The 19,484-nt window shown below is 47.1% G+C and carries 17 protein-coding genes and 1 pseudogene; 1 reads left to right on the top strand and 17 read right to left on the bottom strand.

Annotated features, from left to right (window positions below):
• Nucleotides 1-11: 11 nt before the first annotated feature.
• Nucleotides 12-1,808 (bottom strand): ABC transporter ATP-binding protein, encoded by a 1,797-nt coding sequence (locus ACR0QT_RS12280; protein WP_432631005.1) that lies wholly within the window; start codon nt 1,806-1,808, stop codon nt 12-14.
• A 434-nt stretch (nt 1,809-2,242) separates the two neighbouring features.
• Between ACR0QT_RS12280 and ACR0QT_RS12275 the strand changes: the two genes are divergently transcribed.
• On the top strand, nt 2,243-3,148 hold the full coding sequence (locus ACR0QT_RS12275) for a LysR family transcriptional regulator (protein WP_432631004.1): 906 nt from the start codon (nt 2,243-2,245) through the stop codon (nt 3,146-3,148).
• Between the two features lie 174 nt (nt 3,149-3,322).
• Here ACR0QT_RS12275 and ACR0QT_RS12270 read toward each other — a convergent pair whose 3' ends face one another.
• The 16 genes and pseudogenes from ACR0QT_RS12270 to ACR0QT_RS12195 form a co-directional block, all read right to left on the bottom strand.
• Nucleotides 3,323-4,684 (bottom strand): MATE family efflux transporter, encoded by a 1,362-nt coding sequence (locus ACR0QT_RS12270; protein WP_432631003.1) that lies wholly within the window; start codon nt 4,682-4,684, stop codon nt 3,323-3,325.
• A gap of 474 nt (nt 4,685-5,158) precedes the next feature.
• Nucleotides 5,159-5,245, bottom strand: a pseudogene (locus ACR0QT_RS12265) (RNA 2'-phosphotransferase); the annotation flags it as partial.
• 115 nt (nt 5,246-5,360) lie between these two features.
• Entirely contained in the window at nt 5,361-5,711 is a 351-nt protein-coding gene (gene rsfS / locus ACR0QT_RS12260; RefSeq protein ID WP_308451802.1) for a ribosome silencing factor, read from the bottom strand.
• Between the two features lie 3 nt (nt 5,712-5,714).
• Nucleotides 5,715-6,317 carry a bis(5'-nucleosyl)-tetraphosphatase (symmetrical) YqeK gene (yqeK, locus tag ACR0QT_RS12255; RefSeq protein WP_432631002.1) on the bottom strand — a complete coding sequence of 201 codons (603 nt, stop codon included), beginning with the start codon at nt 6,315-6,317 and terminating at the stop codon, nt 5,715-5,717.
• Nucleotides 6,314-6,943, bottom strand: a complete 630-nt coding sequence (gene nadD, locus ACR0QT_RS12250) for a nicotinate-nucleotide adenylyltransferase (RefSeq protein WP_432631000.1) — start codon at nt 6,941-6,943, stop codon at nt 6,314-6,316. The genes yqeK and nadD overlap by 4 nt, the downstream gene beginning before the upstream one ends.
• A gap of 143 nt (nt 6,944-7,086) precedes the next feature.
• Nucleotides 7,087-7,383, bottom strand: coding sequence for a ribosome assembly RNA-binding protein YhbY (yhbY, locus tag ACR0QT_RS12245; RefSeq protein WP_308451805.1), 297 nt, complete (start codon nt 7,381-7,383; stop codon nt 7,087-7,089).
• A gap of 40 nt (nt 7,384-7,423) precedes the next feature.
• Entirely contained in the window at nt 7,424-8,707 is a 1,284-nt protein-coding gene (gene obgE, locus ACR0QT_RS12240; RefSeq protein ID WP_432630999.1) for a GTPase ObgE, read from the bottom strand.
• A gap of 107 nt (nt 8,708-8,814) precedes the next feature.
• On the bottom strand, nt 8,815-9,105 hold the full coding sequence (gene rpmA, locus ACR0QT_RS12235) for a 50S ribosomal protein L27 (protein ID WP_432630998.1): 291 nt from the start codon (nt 9,103-9,105) through the stop codon (nt 8,815-8,817).
• A gap of 3 nt (nt 9,106-9,108) precedes the next feature.
• The gene (locus ACR0QT_RS12230) at nt 9,109-9,447 is read right to left on the bottom strand and encodes a ribosomal-processing cysteine protease Prp (protein ID WP_432630997.1); all 339 of its coding nucleotides are present in this window, start codon (nt 9,445-9,447) and stop codon (nt 9,109-9,111) included.
• 13 nt (nt 9,448-9,460) lie between these two features.
• Nucleotides 9,461-9,769 carry a 50S ribosomal protein L21 gene (gene rplU / locus ACR0QT_RS12225; RefSeq protein ID WP_308452067.1) on the bottom strand — a complete coding sequence of 103 codons (309 nt, stop codon included), beginning with the start codon at nt 9,767-9,769 and terminating at the stop codon, nt 9,461-9,463.
• 227 nt (nt 9,770-9,996) lie between these two features.
• Nucleotides 9,997-11,436, bottom strand: a complete 1,440-nt coding sequence (locus ACR0QT_RS12220) for a TrkH family potassium uptake protein (RefSeq protein ID WP_432630996.1) — start codon at nt 11,434-11,436, stop codon at nt 9,997-9,999.
• Nucleotides 11,437-11,450: 14 nt separating this feature from the next.
• Complete coding sequence (gene trkA, locus ACR0QT_RS12215; protein ID WP_432630995.1) at nt 11,451-12,806, bottom strand: Trk system potassium transporter TrkA; 1,356 nt, start codon at nt 12,804-12,806, stop codon at nt 11,451-11,453.
• A gap of 15 nt (nt 12,807-12,821) precedes the next feature.
• Nucleotides 12,822-14,015 carry a ribonuclease E/G gene (locus tag ACR0QT_RS12210; protein ID WP_432630994.1) on the bottom strand — a complete coding sequence of 398 codons (1,194 nt, stop codon included), beginning with the start codon at nt 14,013-14,015 and terminating at the stop codon, nt 12,822-12,824.
• Nucleotides 14,016-14,726, bottom strand: a complete 711-nt coding sequence (locus ACR0QT_RS12205) for a TIGR03936 family radical SAM-associated protein (protein WP_432630993.1) — start codon at nt 14,724-14,726, stop codon at nt 14,016-14,018. It lies immediately after the preceding gene.
• A complete protein-coding gene (locus ACR0QT_RS12200) occupies nt 14,710-16,578 on the bottom strand; it encodes a TIGR03960 family B12-binding radical SAM protein (protein ID WP_432630992.1) in 1,869 nt (622 codons plus the stop codon). Before ACR0QT_RS12200 ends, ACR0QT_RS12205 begins: the two co-directional genes overlap by 17 nt.
• Nucleotides 16,579-17,122: 544 nt before the next feature.
• Entirely contained in the window at nt 17,123-19,084 is a 1,962-nt protein-coding gene (locus ACR0QT_RS12195; protein WP_432630991.1) for an ATP-binding protein, read from the bottom strand.
• Nucleotides 19,085-19,484 lie beyond the last annotated feature (400 nt).

Genomic DNA, 19,484 nt, shown 5'->3' with positions numbered 1-19,484 from the left:
GTCTCCTCCTTTCACAGATTTTTCGGATTTTCTGTTTTTTTCGGCTCATTCGGACTGGAAATATTCTCATGATTCTGGTCGAAATCCCCGCTTCCGTTCTGGTTTTGAGATTCATAGATTTCCCGGTAAATCTCATTGGAAGCGAGAAGTTCCTCATGAGATCCGATTCCATTGATTTTTCCATTGTCGAGAACGACAATCCGATCCGCCGACTGCACACTTGAGATACGCTGGGCGATGATCAGTTTTGTTGTACCCGGAATCTCCTCAGCAAACGCACGGCGAATCTTTGCATCTGTCGCCGTATCCACTGCACTCGTGGAATCGTCAAGAATCAATACTTTCGGAGATTTCAAGAGCGCACGCGCGATACACAGACGCTGTTTCTGACCGCCGGAGACATTGACTCCGCCCCGCTCCAAATAAGTGTCATACTTATCCGGGAAACGCTCGATAAACTCATCTGCGCAGGCAGACTCACAGGCATGAATACATTCTTCTCTCGTCGCATTTTCATTTCCCCAGCGCAGGTTTTCAAGGATGGTTCCGGAAAACAGCACGTTCTTCTGAAGAACGACGGAAACCTGATTTCGCAGAGCTTCCAGATCATACTCGCGAACATCGACTCCGCCGACGCAGACAGAGCCTTCTGTCGCGTCGTAGAGACGGCTGATTAAGTTGACGAGACTGCTCTTTCCGCTTCCGGTTCCTCCGATGATTCCGATCGTCTCCCCGGAGCGGATATGTAGATCAATATCTTTTAACGTATCCTCTCCGCTTCCGTGACGATAGGCAAACGAGACATGGTTGAAATCAATACTTCCGTCAGCAACATTCTCTCTCGGTTTGTCGGGATTCTGAAGATCCGGAGTTTCCTTTAAAACCTCGCAGATTCTTCGGATACTTGCCATGCTCATCGTAAGCATGACAAAGATCATTGAGAGCATCATCAAGGACATCATCAGAGACATTGTATAACTGAAAAGGGAGGTCAGCTCGCCGGTCGTCATGCTTCCTGCAACGATGAATTTTGCGCCAAACCATGAAATTCCGATGATGCATCCGTAGACGACAAGCATCATCATCGGGTTATTCAGGATGACAAGCCCCTCTGCCTTCACAAACAATCGATAGAGTGTCTGCGCGGAATTGCGGAATTTTTTATTTTCATGGTCTTCTCTCACATAGGCCTTTACCACGCGGATTGCGGAGACATTCTCCTGAATACTCGCATTTAAGTCATCGTAACGCTCAAAAACTTCATTAAACACGCGGGTTGCAAAGTGAATGATCGTAAAAAGTACAACTGCAAGAAATACAATTGCCACAAGAAACATCAGACTGAGTTTTGGACTGATCACAAAGCACATGACCATACTGCAAATCAGAGTCATAGGGGCGCGAACCGCGATGCGGATTACCATCTGAAACGCGTTCTGCACGTTTGTGATGTCGGTTGTCATACGGGTCACAAGGCTTGCCGTGCTGAATTTGTCGATGTTTGAAAAGGAAAACGTCTGGATCTTCTCATACATGCTCTCGCGCAGGTTACAGGCAAAGCCGGACGATGCGCTTGCCGCATATTTTCCTGCAAGTGCACCAAAGAGCAGGCTGAGCATCGCCATCACCACCATGAGCGCGCCGTAGCGATAAACGGCAGAGAGATCCTCTCCATTCAGTCCCTCATCAATGATTTTGGCTGTAATAAAGGGCAGTAAAACTTCCATAATGACTTCCAGTCCCGCAAACAGGGGAGTCAGCAAGGTATCCTTCTTATACTGCCGGATTTGTCTTAAAAGAATCATCATCACGATCACCTCCGGATTTTTCTTTGAGATTTTCTTGTTGCTTTCTTGTCTTTTTCTTGTTACCATTCTCAAATCTCAAATTTTTTAAGTATTTTTCAAATTTCGATTACAAGACTGTATTGTATCTCAAATCCGGTTGTTTGAGAAATTCAAATCTGTTATAATCTATAAAAAAGTTTTATTGATCTTAAAAAGAAATCAGAATTGTTTTATGTATAGTTTCCATAATTATTTTATGTAAACTATAAAGGCGAACTACACGATGGACCGATCAAATAATGATGAAATAAATCATACTCAAATGACGAAATAATAAAAAATCACGAAAGAAGAAAAAAGGTAAAAGATAAAAACGATGAAGATAAAGAAGATATAGATGATAAACAGGACATGGAAAATATAGAAAAGTACAGAAAGGAGTTTTGACAATCCAAATGAATACCTTTCAATTAACTTGTTTTCTCTCCGTCGCGAAAACTCTGAATTTTTCCCGCACGGCACAGGAACTCAGTATCACCCAGCCCGCTGTCAGCCACCAGATCAATACGCTTGAGAAGGAACTCAATGTAAAGCTCTTCCATCGCACAAGCAAGAGCGTCTCGCTGACACAGGAGGGATTACAGTTTCTCCCGGATGCCGATGACATGCTCCACATCGCAGTATCCGCAAAGGAACGCCTTGCGAGCCGGGAACAGAGCATTTCCCTCGCGATCGGCTGTCACAATCAGGCAGAACTTCAGATGATTCCCGGGATTCTTCGGGATTTAAAGAAGGAATACCCGCAACTTCGCCCGATGATCCACATAGTCTCTTTTGAAAACATAGGAACTCTGCTCGAGAATGGGCGGATTCAGCTGATGTTTGGAATCCGCGGAGCTTATCAGAATCCTGCTTTCTGTTATAAGGAGGTATTTACCTGTCATATGGCATGCGTCTGCGCGCCGGATCACCCGTTTGCCACTCTTCCATCCATCACGCTGGAACAGCTTTGCGGGGAAGTCGTGCTCTGCATCCCGCACAAGATTGATGAGGTGATCTTCCAGGCGCAGAGACAGGCAGGTGACCGCACTGCCTCATCTCTGCGTTATTTTGGGGATGGATATGAGGGGACGCTGGCTCTTGTGAAAGCCGGCATGGGTTACACGGTTCTTCCCGACCTTGGGGATGTCATGGACCCGGAACTCTGCTGTATCCCGATTCTCGATCTTCCAAAAATCTCGGTCGGAATCTACTACCTGCAACAGAGCGAGACTCCTCTGATCCGGCGTTTTTGCCAGCTCTTAAAAGCCAGCTTCTCCCCGTCGCAACCATCTTCCCCTGCGCCGAGTGCGCATCCTTAGAGTCAGTAAATTTTTTACGTTGGCTATATTTTTATGGTTGAGAAGATGTGGTTGAGAAAATATATAAAACAAATCGGAATTTATAGGTTATAAGAAAATAATAAAGGGCTGAACAGGGTCAGCCCTTTTGATCGCTATATCTATCTGATTTTAAGCAACGCATATGCCAAACATTTACTTTGCGTATTTTTTCTGATTCAGAGAGCAGAACACCGACCGCATCATTAGTACGACCATCACAAACGAAACAACATCTGCGATTGGTGCAGACAGTAGCGTTCCAGTTAAGCCGATATAACGTGGCAAAATCAGTACAACACCAATGTTTACCACGATATCTCTTGTCAAAGAAAGGGCAAAAGACATCACAGTTTTTCCAAGCGACTGCAAAAACACACTGGTAGATTTCTGAACACAGCACAAAATAATCGTAGACAAATATACCCGGAACGTAAAAACTGCAAACTGATTATAAAGATCACTCTCGCTGCCAAAAATACGAATGATTGGGAGAGGGAAGATCTCAAATGCCAGCAATGCGATGACACCAATCAGGACTTCTGCACACATCATCTTCTTGTAAATTTCTTTTACACGATCAAAATGCTTTGCACCATAGTTAAAACCAACAATAGGCTGTGAACCAGCGGCAATGCCGATGGCAAAGGAAATCGCAATCTGGAACACCTTCATTACGATGCCGAACACAGTCAGAGGAATATCTGCTCCGTATTCGCTCATACTGCCATAACGTACCAAGGCGTTATTCATAACGCCCATCGTGATCACAATGGAAACCTGCGTCAAAAAGCTACTGAACCCTAACGGGAGGTAGTTCGAAACCGTAGAAAAATCTGCAAACAGGCTCTTGAAATGCAAATGAAAGCTCTTGCAGCGTGTCATATACCATGCTGCCAACAGTGCCGTCACGATTTGACCAAGAATCGTTGCAAGTGCTGCACCAAACATTCCCCAATGAAGTACAAAAATAGCGATTGGGTCAAGGATACAGTTGATGATGCAGCCGACCAATGTAGACAGCATCGCAAATTTGGGACTTCCGTCTGCACGAATGATTGAGTTCATTGCATTGGTAAATACATAAAACGGAATGCCGATTGCAATAACATGAAAGTATTCTCTTGCATATTCGATATTATTTTCGGTTGCACCAAAAATTGCAAGAATCTGCTCGGTACAGGCCAGAAACAAAAACATCATCAAAATACCTACTGTCACTGAAACAGTAATTGCGGTACCTGCACTTTTTTCGGCTTTCTCTGTTTTTCCACTGCCAAGGCACAAACTGAGGTGTGCAGCACAGCCATCACCAATCATCAGAGCAACGGCCAATGCAATCACGGTGATTGGAAAAACAACATTCGTTGCTCCATTGCCAAGATACCCTACTCCTCGGCCAATAAAAATCTGATCAACGATGTTATAAAGCGAAGAAACCAAAAGCGACATGATGCATGGAATGGAAAATCGCAGCATCAAATGCGAAATCTTTTCTTCAGCAAGGTAGTTTGTCATATTCTTTTTTCCTCCTCCAAACAAAAAAGCTGCGGAAACCGATTTGCCGTAAACGACTTCGATTTCCGCAGCTTATAACTACGAATCTGCATTGCTTCTAAACAACATTGATATGATAACATATCGAAAGAAAAAATACCATAGGCAATCTTGCCAGAATTATAGAAAGAAATAATTGTGCAAAATGCCGACATAGACTCAATAAGGGGGGATTGACAGACAAAAAGGCAGGCATACGTTTGTTGTTATACCACCCAGTGTTGTTTCTTCGATCATTACAGTTCTCCGTTACAAATTCCAGTTTGTGGAATTGCTTTTACAAATAAGACATTGACAGAGTAAAAACTTTAGAGAAAAAACGGAGTAATAAACAGGGATGCCGGGTTCTATTATCAAGAACCTTGCATCCCTGTTTATATTATTTACTGCAAAATATCTTTTTTATAGAATAATCAAATACTGTACTGACACTTTATCCGGCGAGGTCTTTTGCTCCAGTTCCACATCCACCGGAATGGAATGACCCTGATTTGCCCGGATCAGCGTTTTATCCTCAAGGAAAACCAGCTTTCGCCCTTATACCCTCTTATTTCGGATATAAAAGAAAAACTGGTTTTTTGATTGTTACTCTTTGTTTGCGATATAACGATATAAAAGGAAAACTTAAATCAATTCCTTACAGCTCCTCCGGGGAGATCTCTTTTCCGTCTCTCCAGATTCTCTCTAAATCGTAGAACAAACGATCTTCGCGGTTGAAGACGTGTACAATAATGTCGCCGTAATCCATCAGAATCCAGCCGGCACTCTGATAGCCCTCGATCTGACGGCACTCATATCCTGCGCGTCCGAGAACCTCTTCTACATTGTCCGTCATGGCCTGAACCTGGCTGGTATTGGTTCCGCTGGCAATCAGAAAATAATCTGCCAGTGTGGAAATCTCATGAATATCAATGATCTTGATATCCTCTCCCTTTTTGTCTTCCAGTGCGCCGACAGCCAGTTTTGCCATCTTGTTTGCCTGATCCATGTGTCATGCCCCTTTCTTTGGCTCTGATAAGAGAGCCTGATAATAATCAAATGCCTGTTTTGTCATGGAATCCACGCGAGATCCCTTTTTATTCAGATAGTCGAGCGTTCCTGCCAGAATCTCATACATCGTGCGGTCAAGATCCTGAAACGCAAGTGCACGCATTTCAGGAAGATTCGATGCCTTGTCACGGCGAGGCTCAATGTAGTCTGCAATGTAGACAATCTTTTCGAGCATCGTCATCTCCGGCTTTCCGGTCGTATGCCAGCGAATCGCAGAGAGAATTTCCTCATCCTGAATTCCGTACTTGTTCTTTGCGAGCCATGCGCCGTACTTTGCATGGATGACCGCAGGAGCGCGCAGTTCATCTTCTGTCAGATCAATCTTGTGTTTCCGGCAGCGGATGATCAGCTCGTTATCTGTAAAACGCTTGGCGCAGTCATGCATCAGACCGGCAACTTCCGCCTTGTTCAGATCATAACCGTACCGCATGGCAAGCGCCATACAGGTGAAGGAAACGCTCAAAGAATGTTCATACCGCATCGGGTCGAGCTTTGTCTCAAGCTGTCTGCGAAATGTGATAATCTGCTCTTTCAATGTAATCATATCGTCTCTCTCCTCTCCGGATGATACAGACCGTGTTTCTCGATGTAGTCATTTACAGATCCCGGGACAAAATTCTGAATCGGTTGTCCGTCCGCCTCCCATCTGCGCAGTTCGCAGGAAGAGACATCCATCTCCGCACAGTGCAGAAGCCGGATATCTGCATGCTTATAATGCGCTTTCAGGAAACGAATCTGATCCTGAATCTCCCGGTGATTTTTCTCGTACTCCCTGTTTGCCACAAGAAGAATGGTCTGCGCCATAACCGATTCCGGGTGATACCAGTGCTCGATCTCATAGAGGGAATCCGCCCCGATGATGAAGAAAAATCGGTGCTGTGGATACTGTTCCCTCAAAAGTCGAAGCGTCTGTGCCGTGTACGTCTTTCCGGCGCGCATCACCTCAAAATCCGAAAATTTGAAATACGGCCGGTCCTGAATCGCCAGCCGTACCATCGCACAGCGGTCAGTCGCAGGGGTGACCCGATGATCCGTCTTGTGAGGAGGATCGCCTGACGGCATAAACCACACCTCAGCAAGTCCGTACTCCCGGTAAGCCTGTTCCCCTAAAAGCAGATGTCCGTTATGAATGGGATCAAACGTACCTCCCATGATGCCGATATCCGCCATATGACTGCTCCTTTCCGCTGTGTATTTCTATTTATTGTTTTAATTGTTTTCTCGCTTATACTTCCGTTCTCATTTTCTTAGCAGTCCCATGCCATCATGCCATCAAATTTCTGGGCGCGAGATGTGCTAAAGCACATCCTTTTTTATTTCGGCAGAACGATTTTTCTCTTGGACTCATCCTTTGCCGGCTTGTACAGAACGATCTTCTTGCCGATGACCTGTACAACCTCAGAGTGAGTGCGCTCTGCGAGAACCTCTGCGATGGAACGACCGTCATCCAGACAGTTCTTGAGAACGGTGATCTTGATCAGCTCACGCGCCTCAAGTGCCTCTGCGATTGCAGAAGTCACTTCCGGAGTCACGCTGGACTTTCCGATCTGGAAAATCGGGTCCATCGTCATCGCGAGTCCCTTTAAATAGGATCTCTGTTTGCTTGTCATGTTTACTCCTTATCGGTATCTCTAGGATACCCGTTTCTGTTTATTTATAGTAATCAAATGCCAGTCCGTACATGCGCACGGTGTCACCTTCCTGAATACCGGCTTTCTCAAGATCCTCGAGAATACCATTCTCCTTCAGGAACTTCTGGAAGAACTGGAAGCCCTTTTCAGACTCCAGATTCGTGTAGCCGAGCATCTTCTCGATACGCGGTCCCTCCACGACGAAGACACCCTCCTCTTCCTGCGTTACGGTGTATGGCAGGTTGCGGTCTCCCGCATACTCAACCTCGAACTCCTTCTCGAAGATCACAGGTTTCTGCTCTACGGTCTGAAGCAGGTGGTAAACAGCGTAGAGAAGCTCTCTGACGCCCTTTCCGCTGACCGCGGAGATCGGATATACCGTCATGCCCTCCGGCTCAAACTCATTCTTTAACAGCTCGATCGGGTCCGGATCGTCCGGATTGATCGAATCGGTCTTGTTTGCTGCAATGACCATCGGCTTCTTTAAAAGCTCCGGATTGTATGCAGAAAGCTCCTCGTTGATCGCCTTGATGTCTGCGATCGGATCTCTGCCCTCGGTTCCGGCTGCATCCACAACGTGAACCAGAACACGGCAACGCTCGATGTGGCGCAGGAAATCATGTCCAAGACCAACACCCTGGGAAGCTCCCTCGATGAGTCCCGGGATATCTGCCATGACAAAACCGGCACTTCCGTCGAGATCAACCACACCGAGGTGCGGATTTAAGGTCGTGAAGTGGTAGTTTGCCACCTTCGGTCTCGCGTTCGATACGCGGGAGAGAAGCGTAGATTTTCCTACGTTCGGGAAGCCGACAAGGCCAACGTCTGCGATGACCTTGAGCTCGAGCTGAACCCAGAGCTCATGACCCGGCTGACCCGGCTGAGCGTACTTCGGAGCCTGCATCGTCGGGGTGGCAAAGTTCATGTTGCCAAGACCGCCCTTTCCGCCTTTCAAGATTACTTCGCGTTTATTTTCACCGGACATATCCGCGATGACCTTTCCGGTCTCGAAATCTTTGATAACCGTTCCCTCCGGAACTTTTACGACCAGATTTTCAGCATTTGCGCCGTGGCACCGCTTCTTTCCGCCTTCTTCTCCATTTTTAGCAATATATTTTCTTACATGTCTGAAATCAGTCAGGGTATTTAAGCCCGGATCTACCTCAAAAATGATATCTCCGCCTTTTCCCCCGTCTCCGCCGTCAGGACCACCTGCCGGCACGAACAGTTCCCGGCGGAAGCTGACATGACCGTCTCCGCCTTTTCCGGATTTAATAAAAACTTTTGCGCTGTCTGCAAACATTGAAGAGTCACCTCTTACCTTTCTTGTATACAGTTAACAGTGAATAGGGATTTTTACAGAAAAAAGGCTTCATACCGAGTTATCAGTATGAAGCCCGTAAAGTCTACTTATTCGTTGATTGTTCTCGGATAAACAGAAACCTGCTTTTTGTCTCTGCCCTTTCTCTCAAAACGAACGATACCGTCTGCGGTTGCAAACAGAGTATCATCACCGCCACGACCTACGTTCAGACCCGGATGGATCTTAGTACCGCGCTGTCTGTAAAGAATGTTACCGGCCAAAACGAACTGACCATCTGCTCTCTTAGCGCCAAGTCTCTTGGACTCGGAATCTCTTCCGTTCTTAGTGGAGCCTACGCCCTTCTTATGAGCAAACAACTGAAGGTTCATCTGAAACATCACTTACACCTCCTTGAATTGAATTTTAATATATGGTTCTCCGTATGATTCCTCAATATCCAGCAAGCCGAATACCAAAGAATTCATCAGAAGCGCCGATTCCGGACTGATGTCTCCGGTAAACTGAAACCGAAGCATCCCGCTCTCCTCGTCTTCCTCTGCGTCAAACCGGTCTTCCGTGAAATGTTCCACAGAATTCGCCATGTTGAGCGCCAGTGCAGATACAGCAGCACATACAAGCTCCTGTCCATCCTGGTGATCATCGGCATACCCGGCATGTCCGAGAAGTTCGATTCCCTCATATCGCTGTTCGGAACCGACCAAAACTGTAACGTTAATCATAGTGATTTTCTAATTAAGCGTTGATCTTCTCGATCTTGATCTGAGTATAGAGCTGTCTGTGGCCGTTCTTCTTGTGATAGCCGCTCTTTCTCTTATACTTGTAAACAATAACTTTCTTAGCCTTACCCTCTTTAACGACGGTTCCGGTTACAGTTGCACCTGCAACGGTCGGGCATCCGATGGATAACTCCTCGCCCTTAACTGCAAGAACCTGGTCAAAGGTAACGGTCTCGCCAGCGTTTACACCAAGTTTTTCTACCTTAATGACATCGCCTTCTGCTACTCTGTACTGCTTACCACCTGTTGCAATAATCGCGTACATATTGGCACCTCCTATTATCATTACTCGCCAGTTTCGGTGTCCGGATCCGAAACAGATTCGGAACTTTCAAACCACACTGTGCGGCACATACTCATGTATAATACCATGCGTTTTTTAAACTGTCAACCACTTTTTTGCCTTTTTTTAACTTTTTTTGCCACAGTGTTACTGTTCACGCGCACGTGCCCAGTAACGCCACAGTGCCTCAATCTTTTTTCGTATTCTCTTTATTCCTTTCTCCAGGTTCTCGGGGAGAAAAGAACGAGCATCGGGAAGAGCTCAAGGCGTCCTGCCAGCATGTCAAACATCATGACAAATTTGGAAAGCGGACTGAAGAAGGCAAAGTTACAGGTCGGGCCTGCCTTTGCAAGTCCCGGACCGATGTTGTTGAACGTCGCGGCAATCGCCGTGAAATTCGTCTCAAGATCCATATTGTCAAGGCTGACAATCAGAATCGAGACAAAGAATACCAAAAAATATCCTGCCAGATAAGCGCCAAGCGATTTGATGATCGACTGATCGACGGTCTTTCCCTCAAACTTGAGTACCTTGATGCTTCTCGGATGGATCAGGGACTGGATCTCTCTGCTCGCCGTCTTAAATGCAATCACGACACGGGAGACTTTAAGTCCACCACCCGTACTGCCCGCACAGGCTCCCATGAACATCAGTGTGACGAGAATCCATTTTGCAAACGAGGGCCACACATCAAAGTCCACGGTAGAAAATCCGGTCGTTGTGATTACCGATCCAACCTGGAACAGTGCGTGATGGAAGGCGAGAAAGATGTTTGCAAACTGACCGCGGATGTTCCATGCAATCAAAAGTGCACTGACAAGGATGATTCCAAAATAATATCGCACTTCCTCCGACTGGAGTGCTTCCTTCGGCTTTTTGATCAGCATCAGATAATAGAAGTTAAAGTTGACTCCAAACAGAATCATAAATACGGTGATGACTGCCTGCTGAAAGAGCGTGTAAGCTCCACAGCTGGAATTTAAAACACCAAATCCTCCGGTTCCGGCGGTTCCAAGCGAAATGCACAGCGTATCAAACCACGGCATTCCGCTGCAAAAGAGCAGAACCATCTGAGTCACCGTCATTGCAAAGTAAATCAGATAGAGGATCTTTGCCGTCGTCTTGACTCTCGGAACGAGCTTTCCGACGGACGGTCCCGGGCTCTCCGCTCTCATGATGTGCATGTTGTAACCACTTGCCATCGGAAGAATCGCAAGCAGGAAGACGAGAACACCCATTCCGCCGATCCAGTGCGTGAAACTTCTCCAGACGAGCATGCAGTGGCTGAGCGCCTCCACATCCGGCAGGATACTCGTTCCCGTTGTCGTAAAACCGGAAATAACCTCAAACAGTGCATCCTCAAAGCGCGGGATCTCCCGGCTTAAATAAAACGGCATTGCGCCAAACAGACTCAGCACAATCCAGCTGAGGGCAACCGATACGAAGCCCTCCTTTGCATAAAAGACGGTGTTCGTCGGTCGTTTGTGTCCGAGTGTCCAGCCGATCACTCCACAGAGAAGTCCGATGCCGACGAAGTACCACCCTGCTGTCTCGTGAAAAATCAGTGCAATCGCACACGGAAGGAGCATCAAAACTCCCTCCACGCCGAGTACCCATCCGAGAAAATATAAAATAACGCCAATATTCATCTCTTTTTCACCGCCTATCTCAAGATGTCTTTCAGATCATTCAGTCCGGAGTGCGTCGTCACGACGATGACGGTGTCTCCGACCTCAATCGTATCCTTGCCTCGCGGAGTAATGATCTGACCATTTCGGTTGATGCAGGCGATCAGCAGGTTGTTCTTGAAATTCAGTTTCTCGAGCGGGATTCCGATCATCGGAGCATCTTTTCCGACGCGGAACTCAAGGGCCTCTGCCTTTCCGGCGACGATCTTGTAGAGCGTCTCGACATTACTTCCCATTGAGTTTTGCATCGCGCGGACGTACTGCGTGATCGTGTCTGCGGTGATCATCTTCGGATAGATAATGCTTCCGAGGTTCAACTGCTGGATCACATCCTCGAACGCAATTCGGTTGATCTTTGTCACGAGTTTTGCCTTTGTCACCGTTGCCGCATAGAGGGAGAGCATGATGTTCTCCTCATCGAATCCGGTCAGCGCCGCAAATGCCTCCGCCCGTGCAATGCCCTCCTCGAGAAGGAGCTGTTGGTTCGAGCCGTCGCCGTGGATGATCATCGCGCGTGGGAGAAGCTCGCTGAGTTCGTGACAGCGGTTTAAATCCTGCTCAATGATCTTGACGTGAATGCCAGCCTCATCAAGCATTCTTGCCAGGTAATAGGTGATCTTTCCGCCACCGACGAGCATGACCGACTTGATCGCCTTGCTGACGATGCCGATCTGCTGAAGGAAATGCATCGCGTCTCCCTGGGCTGCGATGAACGAGATCTTGTCCCCGCTCATCAGGCGGAAATTTCCGTCCGGGATGATCACATCGTGACCGCGCTCGACCGCACAGATCAGGACGTTGCACTTCAACTTCGTTGCCACCTCAAAGATCTGAATGTTGTGAAGAATCGAATTCTCCGGAATCAGAAACTTCATCAGCTCTACTCTTCCCTTTGCGAATGTATCGATCTTGATGACGGACGGGAACTTGATCAGGCGGGAAACTTCCTTCGCCGCTGCAAGCTCCGGGTTGATTGCCATCGAGAGGTTCAACTCCTCTCGGATATAACGGGTCTCATTTGCGTACTCTGGGTTTCGGATACGGGCAATCGTGTGACAGTTTCCGGCCTTCTTTGCGATCAGACAGCAAAGCATATTTAACTCGTCCGAATCGGTCGTCGCAATCAAGAGATCGGTGTCCTTGATGCCCGCTTCGATCTGAACCTGATAGATTGCGCCGTTTCCCTCGACTCCCATCACATCGATGCTGTCCGTGACGCTTCTGAGCTTTTCGCCGTCCTTATCGATTACCGTAATGTCATGCCCCTCATTGTTTAACTGCTCGGTCAGTGTCAGACCGACTTTTCCGCACCCCACAACAATAATTTTCATCTGTATTCAATCCCCTTAACTTTCCTGAGTATGACGTTCTGTCTGATGAAGCTGTTCCCAAAGAGGTTTCTTCTCCTTCTTTCGGGTCAACTCCACGAGATCGAGCTGAGTCATATCTACGACGGTTGTCTTTACCGGATCGGATTTCACAAATCCCCGCAATGCCTCCAACAGCTCCGCCTTATCATCCGGATTTTTCATGTTAATAAAGTCAATAAGAATCATGCCGGAAATATTGCGAAGGCGAAGCTGACGCGCAATCTCCTTTCCCGCTTCCAAATTGACCATCCGGATCGCCTCTGCCTGCTTCTTGTTTCCGGAATATTTTCCGGTATTGACATCAATGACAGTCATCGCCTCGGTGTACTCGATAATCAGATACCCGCCGGACTTGAGCCAGACGCGCTTCTGACACGCCTGATCCATCACCGAGTGAAGCGAATACAGCGCCGTCAGACTGACCATCTTATCCTCGTAAAAACGAAGTTTGGAGATGCTCTCCGGATCGTAGAGCTCTAAGTACTGACGAATCGTCTCATACACATCTCTCTGATCTGTGATAACCTCCTCAAGCGTCCCCTGCGGGCATCCGCGAAGACTCTTTAAGTACTCCGGCTCTGCCTCCCGAAGAAGCGAGTAACAGGTGCGATACGAGGCATCCTTTTTGATCTGGTGAAACTGCTCGAGCAAAAGTTTCGTCTCCCGAACAAGCTCCTCCCTGTGTCCGTAGGCATTTGTGCGGACAATCAGACCCGCCTCGCAACCGAGGATTTCCTCAAGTTGCGGGCGGATCTCTTCTTTCCAGGAACGGTCCGTGATTTTCGAGGAAAAACCGATCAGCGTCTTTCCTGCCGTCAGAACCGCATACTTGCCGGTGAAGTTCAAGTTTCCGCTCAAAACCGGATCTTTCGTCTTCATTGCGTCCTTTGCGACCTGCACAATGATCTCATCTCCGCATTTTAAACTGCGCTCCTTCCCGTCTGCAAACAGCGAGACGGGATTGTCGTAAAAACTGTAATAGCCGATGCGGTCCGGCGCAAAGTTTACAAACGCACAGTTTAAATTTTTGATGATGTTGCTCACTTTTCCAATATAGATATTTCCAAGAATGGAAGACTTCTCCTCAATGCCAAGTTCCACCGGTTCTTTGCCGGAAAACCAGGCGGTGAGAAGGTGGTTCTCCCATCTTGTGATCACCATCTTATTCATTTATTTAATATCTTCTCCAAACTCTTCCAGTGGAATCAGAGTGGAAGGATCTTCTTTCTTCGGTGCATAGACTTCCAGGCGCGTGATCATCAGTGCAAACTCGGATAACGGCAGGTTACGGCTGTCCATGTATGCCTGAATCACAGCCGAAGGCTTTAAGTTTGCGGAGCTTCCGGTTGCCACATTCAAAAAGATCGCATGATTCTCTTCTTCGTGAAGCTCGTAGATCATCGGGCGGATGTCGACTTCCTTCTCGCTCTTTTTCGTCTTCTTGAGGATCAGGATCTGCTCCTGCTTCATGAAGGACAAAAGACCGTCCATGAAGTCTCTCCAGTCTTCCGGCTCATAGCCCTCACGGAAGCGCAGGCGGTAGTCGGCAGCGGATACGATTGACATTGCATTGGAGGCATCATCCGGCAGAGCGCGATAGCTGAGTACCTCAGAGCCATCAACCATGACCTCATTGATCCGGCGAAGCATCTCCTCGGAGGAGTCCGTGCTCTTTACCTCAATGTCCACATATTCGCCACGGCTCTCCATTCCAACGCCGAGCGGAGCAGCAAACGACATGATCTGGTGCGGGCTGAAACCGGTGCTGTAACAAATGTCGACATCTGCACGGCGCATGATTTTCTGGAAGTATCGCATCATGTCAAGATGACCGATAAACTTCATCGTGCCTTCCTTGGCAAACTTAATTCTTATTTTCAAAGCAGACACCTCCCTCAAATACTCTCGCTCCACAGCCAGAACAACGCTCCCGGCAGTTCGGCGTTACTTTTGCGTCCATCGCATTCTTCCACTCTCTCTTTAAGAACTCCTTCGTCACTCCGGCATCGATGAAATCCCACGGGAAGACTTCATCAAGACTTCTCTCTCTCGTCGTGTAGAAATCAACGTCCACGCCACAGGTCTCAAAGGCTTCCATCCAGATTTCATTGCGGAAATACTCAGACCAGGAATCAAACAGAGCGCCCTTGTGGTAGGCCTCCTCGATGACGGAAGCAACCTTTCGGTCTCCTCTTGCAAGCACTCCCTCGAGCACAGTCAAATCTGCCTCGTGGTAGTTGTACTTGAGGCTCTTGAAGTTGAGCATCTCGCGGAACTTGTGTTTTACGATGTATGCGCGCTCCAAAAACTCGTCCTTCGTGCACATCTTCGCCCACTGGAACGGGGTGAATGGCTTCGGAACAAAGAAGGAGGAACTTGCGACAACCTGAACTTTTCCGTTTCTCTGATCCTTCGGGATCTCATCGTAGTAAAGCTCTGCAACCTTCTCAGACAGAAGTGCAATGCCTTCCATATCCTCGACGGTCTCAGTCGGCTGTCCGAGCATGAAGTAAAGTTTTACGCGGTTCCATCCGCCGTGGAAAGCCTCAGAAGCTCCCTTTAAGATGATCTCCTCGGTCAGTCCCTTGTTGATGACGTCTCTCTGCTTCTGGCTTCCTGCCTCCGGTGCAAACGTCAGACTGCTCTTCTTGACATCCTGAACCTTGCTCATGACATCGAGGGAGAACGCGTCGATTCGCAGGGACGGCAGAGAAATGTTGACACCCTTGCCGTGGAACTCGTCGATCAGGAAATTTACAAGCTCCTTTAAGTGGGAGTAATCACTCGAGCTTAAGGAGCTCAGTGTGATCTCCTCGTGACCGGTATTCTTGAGCATCTCGTATGCGTAGTGCTTCAGATACTCAAGGCTGTGCTCACGCAGTGGGCGGTAGACATTACCTGCCTGGCAGAAACGGCAACCGCGGATACATCCACGCTGGATCTCGAGAACCACGCGGTCCTGTGTAACCTTGATAAACGGAACGACCGGCTTCTCGATGTACGGAGCGTCGTCCATGTTGACAACGATCTGCTTCGTGATCTTCTCCGGGATGCCCGGGGTGTTCGGCTTGAAGCTCTCGATCGTGCCGTCTTCCTTGTAGGTGACATCATAGAATGCCGGAGCGTAGATGCCCGGGAGCTTGGCAGCGGCCTCAATGATGTCGTTTCTGTTTCCGCCATTTCGACGGATTTCCTTGTAGAGATCAAAGAGTGCGTCGTACTGCACCTCTCCCTCTCCGATGTAGAAGAGGTCAAAGAACGGGGCTAACGGCTCCGGATTATATGCACACGGACCACCGCCGATGACGATCGGGTCGTTCTCCTTACGATCCTCTGCATGCAGAGGAATTCCGGAAAGGTCAAGCACCTGAAGGATGTTCGTGTAACACATCTCATACTGAAGCGTGAAACCGAGGAAATCGAACTCGTGGATCGGATCCTGGGACTCCAGCGCAAATAAGTGAATATGTTCCTTTCTCATGACCTCATCCATATCCGGCCATGGTGAGAAGACTCGTTCGCAGTACACATCATCACGCTTGTTGAACATCGCGTAAAGGATCTGCATGCCGAGATGAGACATACCGATCTCGTACACATCCGGGAAACACATCGCAAAGCGGATGTCGACGGAGTCAGGGTCTTTCATGACGGCATTCATCTCGTTGCCCAGGTAGCGGGCTGGTTGCTGAACACTCAGCAGAATCTCGTCGCTTAATGCTAATTTTCTCATAATTACTTTATTACCTGCATTTTTCGTATTTTCTCTTGCATCTTCCACCAATTTCCGAATTTTCTACGTTCGTATATCGGAAACCGAATCGGAAGTACAACTAAAGTCCAGATGTTTTAAGGCGATTTGTCGGATTTTGCAGGAATTTTTTGGTTGTTTTTCCTAAAAATTAGACAAAAACTCTCATATCGGACTTGGATCATTATACGTTATTTATCAGGTTTCTGCAAGGAGTTCTTATCTGGGGGAGATTTTCTTTTTCTGTAACTGATTCTATTATTCCAGTGTATATCGTCATCTTTTCGATTTAAGTATATCTGTTCATTTTAGCAAACCTTTTTTCACAAAACTGTCACACACATAATTTATCTCGACATATTCTGCACATTCTACTTTACATTTTTACATTCTACCTACTTTACATTCTCACTTTCGCGCCCAGGCGTGGTTGCTTCGGCCAACCATCTATCCCCCCGAAATAAAAAGGTCGCCGGATAAAATTCCGACGACCAATCACGTTTAGATGAATACTATTTTTTCTTCGTTATATCCCCACAAATTCTTTCGTTTTTCTGATTAGCAGTTCGTAATCAAGCGGTTTGCTGAAATGAGCGGTAACGCCAGCTTCTTTGCTTTTCTGGATATCTTCCTGAAATGCATTGGCTGTCATAGCAAAAATGGGGATAGACTGTGAGTCCGGGCGTTTTAGCGCCCGAATCCTGCGGGTAGACTCAAGACCATCCATGACGGGCATCATAACATCCATCAAAATGATATCGAAAAATCCAACCTCAGAATGCTCAAAGCAATCCAGAGCTTCTTTTCCATTTGCGGTCCAAGTGACTTCTGCCCCGTTTTCTTCCAAAATCGCCAGAGCAATCTCGCGGTTAAGCTCATTATCCTCTGCCAGCAAAATTTTAATGCCGGAGAGATCTTCGCTAACCGTGGAATTTTCTGCCTCCTCGTCATTTGGGTTTTCCTGTGATCTTAATTTAAAAAAAGAAAAGGAAATTTTTATTGCGGTTCCATTTCCCGGCGTGCTGGCAATCTCAATGCTTCCCTTCATCAGGTCGACCAGTTTCTTTACAATCGAAAGTCCAAGCCCCGCACCGGACGGATTGCTTATCGTGGGATTTTGCTCCTGTTCAAAGGCTTCAAAAATGTGAGACTGAAATTCCCTGCTGATGCCGATTCCTGTATCCTGCACCAAAAACTCATAGTTTCCCCAACCATCCCCATTATCTTCACCGGTTGGAGATTCGGTTAGATATTTAGTGGGAGCTTCCGTGGAAGATTCGCTGAAATGTAAATGTTCAGAAACCGAAAGCGTGATCTGTCCGTCTTTTGGTGTGAACTTTACTGCGTTGTTGATGATATTGACCAAGATTCTTTGCAGTTTTCCCTCATCACAAAGAACATATGGATGAGACAGATTTCGACGAATCTCAAAGTTCAGTTTTCCCTGCATCATAGCTGGATGAAAAAGTTCTTTGAATTTCTCTGTCATCTCATTCAGATCGGTGGGAGCTTCATTCAGCTGAAGTTTGTCATTTTCAATCCGGGAGAGATCCAGGACATCATTGATCAGATTCAGTAGTACATAACCGGAACTTTTGATTTTCATTACAGCATCACGCACTCTCGCCTCATCATCAGAATGACGGTCAATGATATCTGCAAATCCGAGAATCGCATTGATGGGTGTCCGAATATCATGGGACATGTTTGCCAGAAAAATAGATTTCACTTTTCCAGCTTCCAACGCTTTTTTAGAGGCTTCTTTTTCCTTTTCCAGCGCCAGGTTGAGTCTCGCATTATGTCTTTCCTCCAAAAGATTCTTCTGCCGGTCTGCCATAAAAAGATAGGCAAACAGAGTACCGAGTACCAGACAGAAAGGCTGAAACGGATAGGTCATCTGAAGAGGAATCAAATAGGTATTTACCAGAATCGCCATCAGCGGAAGTGTGGAAAGAAGCAGGGATTGCAACAGATAGTGATCCTTCCGATACATTTTTTTGTATAAAATGTGAATGCCATTTCCAAACGCTTCCAGATAATAAAAAAGATTGATTGTCGTAAACAGCAGAAATCCCGTTCCCCGCATATACTCGCCCTCTTCGCTGATCTTCCATACATACCCGGTCGGCAAAGAAATCAGTACCATGACAAGCAGAACGATCAGAGGAATCTTTTCAAGAATCCGGAATAACCGGCTGTGAGGAACTTCCACATAACTGCGCACAAACAGTTGCCACACAAACGGAGTGATCACATAGACGAGATAAAACAAAAATACGATCAGGCGAAGTATCAGAAGTTGCTTCAGACCCAGAAGAAAACTTGTGGCAAACGCCCCGTCCAACAGTACATACAGGGCGACCACCATATCCAGGATCTGATACATTCGTTTGATTTTTTCCTGCTTCATATCATTGCAGATCTTTACAAACAGAATCAGAAGTACAATGAGCATAAATGCCGTACTGGTCAGATAATTTGCAACCATAGCGTGTCCTCTTTTCAGGTTTTCCGCCACACAAACGCTCCGCGCCAGAAGACCTATTTTTTGATGTGTTTTGCTCTTACCCTATTATAGCATCTTTGCGGACATAATGTCACATCAACTTTAAATGTCGCAAAAAGCCACCGCGCTGTAAAAATGAGAGATCCCCTCAAGATTTGCCAGTGCGATGGCTTTCTTTTATATATTTATGTGTACGATCAAATTTTGTGATATCCCCATCTACAGAAGAGGGGACATCCACTCTGAGTTCAAGTCGACGCTCGCGGAGACTTGGCGCGTGATTTTGGTCAGCTCTGCTGACATCTTCTTATCAAAATCACTGCGCATCCACGCGGAGCGTATAACTCAGAAGGGGATTGTCTCCCCTCCTGAGAAAGTTTGT

The sequence above is a fragment of the Brotaphodocola sp. genome, assembly GCF_050873365.1.
Lineage (GTDB): Bacteria > Bacillota > Clostridia > Lachnospirales > Lachnospiraceae > Brotaphodocola.
The sequence above is the reverse complement of the archived record's forward strand: the minus strand, read 5'-3'. Positions and strand labels throughout refer to the sequence as shown.

Excerpts from the sequence above, each read along its gene's own strand:
- ACR0QT_RS12220 (WP_432630996.1), bottom strand. The coding sequence starts at position 11,436 with ATGAATATTGGCGTTATTTTATATTTTCTCGGATGGGTACTCGGCGTG.
- ACR0QT_RS12270 (WP_432631003.1), bottom strand. The coding sequence starts at position 4,684 with ATGACAAACTACCTTGCTGAAGAAAAGATTTCGCATTTGATGCTGCGA.
- rsfS (WP_308451802.1), bottom strand. The coding sequence starts at position 5,711 with ATGGATCAGGCAAACAAGATGGCAAAACTGGCTGTCGGCGCACTGGAA.
- ACR0QT_RS12210 (WP_432630994.1), bottom strand. The coding sequence starts at position 14,015 with ATGAATAAGATGGTGATCACAAGATGGGAGAACCACCTTCTCACCGCC.
- nadD (WP_432631000.1), bottom strand. The coding sequence starts at position 6,943 with ATGGCGGATATCGGCATCATGGGAGGTACGTTTGATCCCATTCATAAC.
- ACR0QT_RS12195 (WP_432630991.1), bottom strand. The coding sequence starts at position 19,084 with ATGGTTGCAAATTATCTGACCAGTACGGCATTTATGCTCATTGTACTT.
- rpmA (WP_432630998.1), bottom strand. The coding sequence starts at position 9,105 with ATGTTTCAGATGAACCTTCAGTTGTTTGCTCATAAGAAGGGCGTAGGC.
- yhbY (WP_308451805.1), bottom strand. The coding sequence starts at position 7,383 with ATGACAAGCAAACAGAGATCCTATTTAAAGGGACTCGCGATGACGATG.
- trkA (WP_432630995.1), bottom strand. The coding sequence starts at position 12,806 with ATGAAAATTATTGTTGTGGGGTGCGGAAAAGTCGGTCTGACACTGACC.
- ACR0QT_RS12275 (WP_432631004.1), top strand. The coding sequence starts at position 2,243 with ATGAATACCTTTCAATTAACTTGTTTTCTCTCCGTCGCGAAAACTCTG.
- obgE (WP_432630999.1), bottom strand. The coding sequence starts at position 8,707 with ATGTTTGCAGACAGCGCAAAAGTTTTTATTAAATCCGGAAAAGGCGGA.
- ACR0QT_RS12200 (WP_432630992.1), bottom strand. The coding sequence starts at position 16,578 with ATGAGAAAATTAGCATTAAGCGACGAGATTCTGCTGAGTGTTCAGCAA.
- ACR0QT_RS12280 (WP_432631005.1), bottom strand. The coding sequence starts at position 1,808 with ATGATGATTCTTTTAAGACAAATCCGGCAGTATAAGAAGGATACCTTG.
- ACR0QT_RS12230 (WP_432630997.1), bottom strand. The coding sequence starts at position 9,447 with ATGATTAACGTTACAGTTTTGGTCGGTTCCGAACAGCGATATGAGGGA.
- rplU (WP_308452067.1), bottom strand. The coding sequence starts at position 9,769 with ATGTACGCGATTATTGCAACAGGTGGTAAGCAGTACAGAGTAGCAGAA.
- yqeK (WP_432631002.1), bottom strand. The coding sequence starts at position 6,317 with ATGATTACATTGAAAGAGCAGATTATCACATTTCGCAGACAGCTTGAG.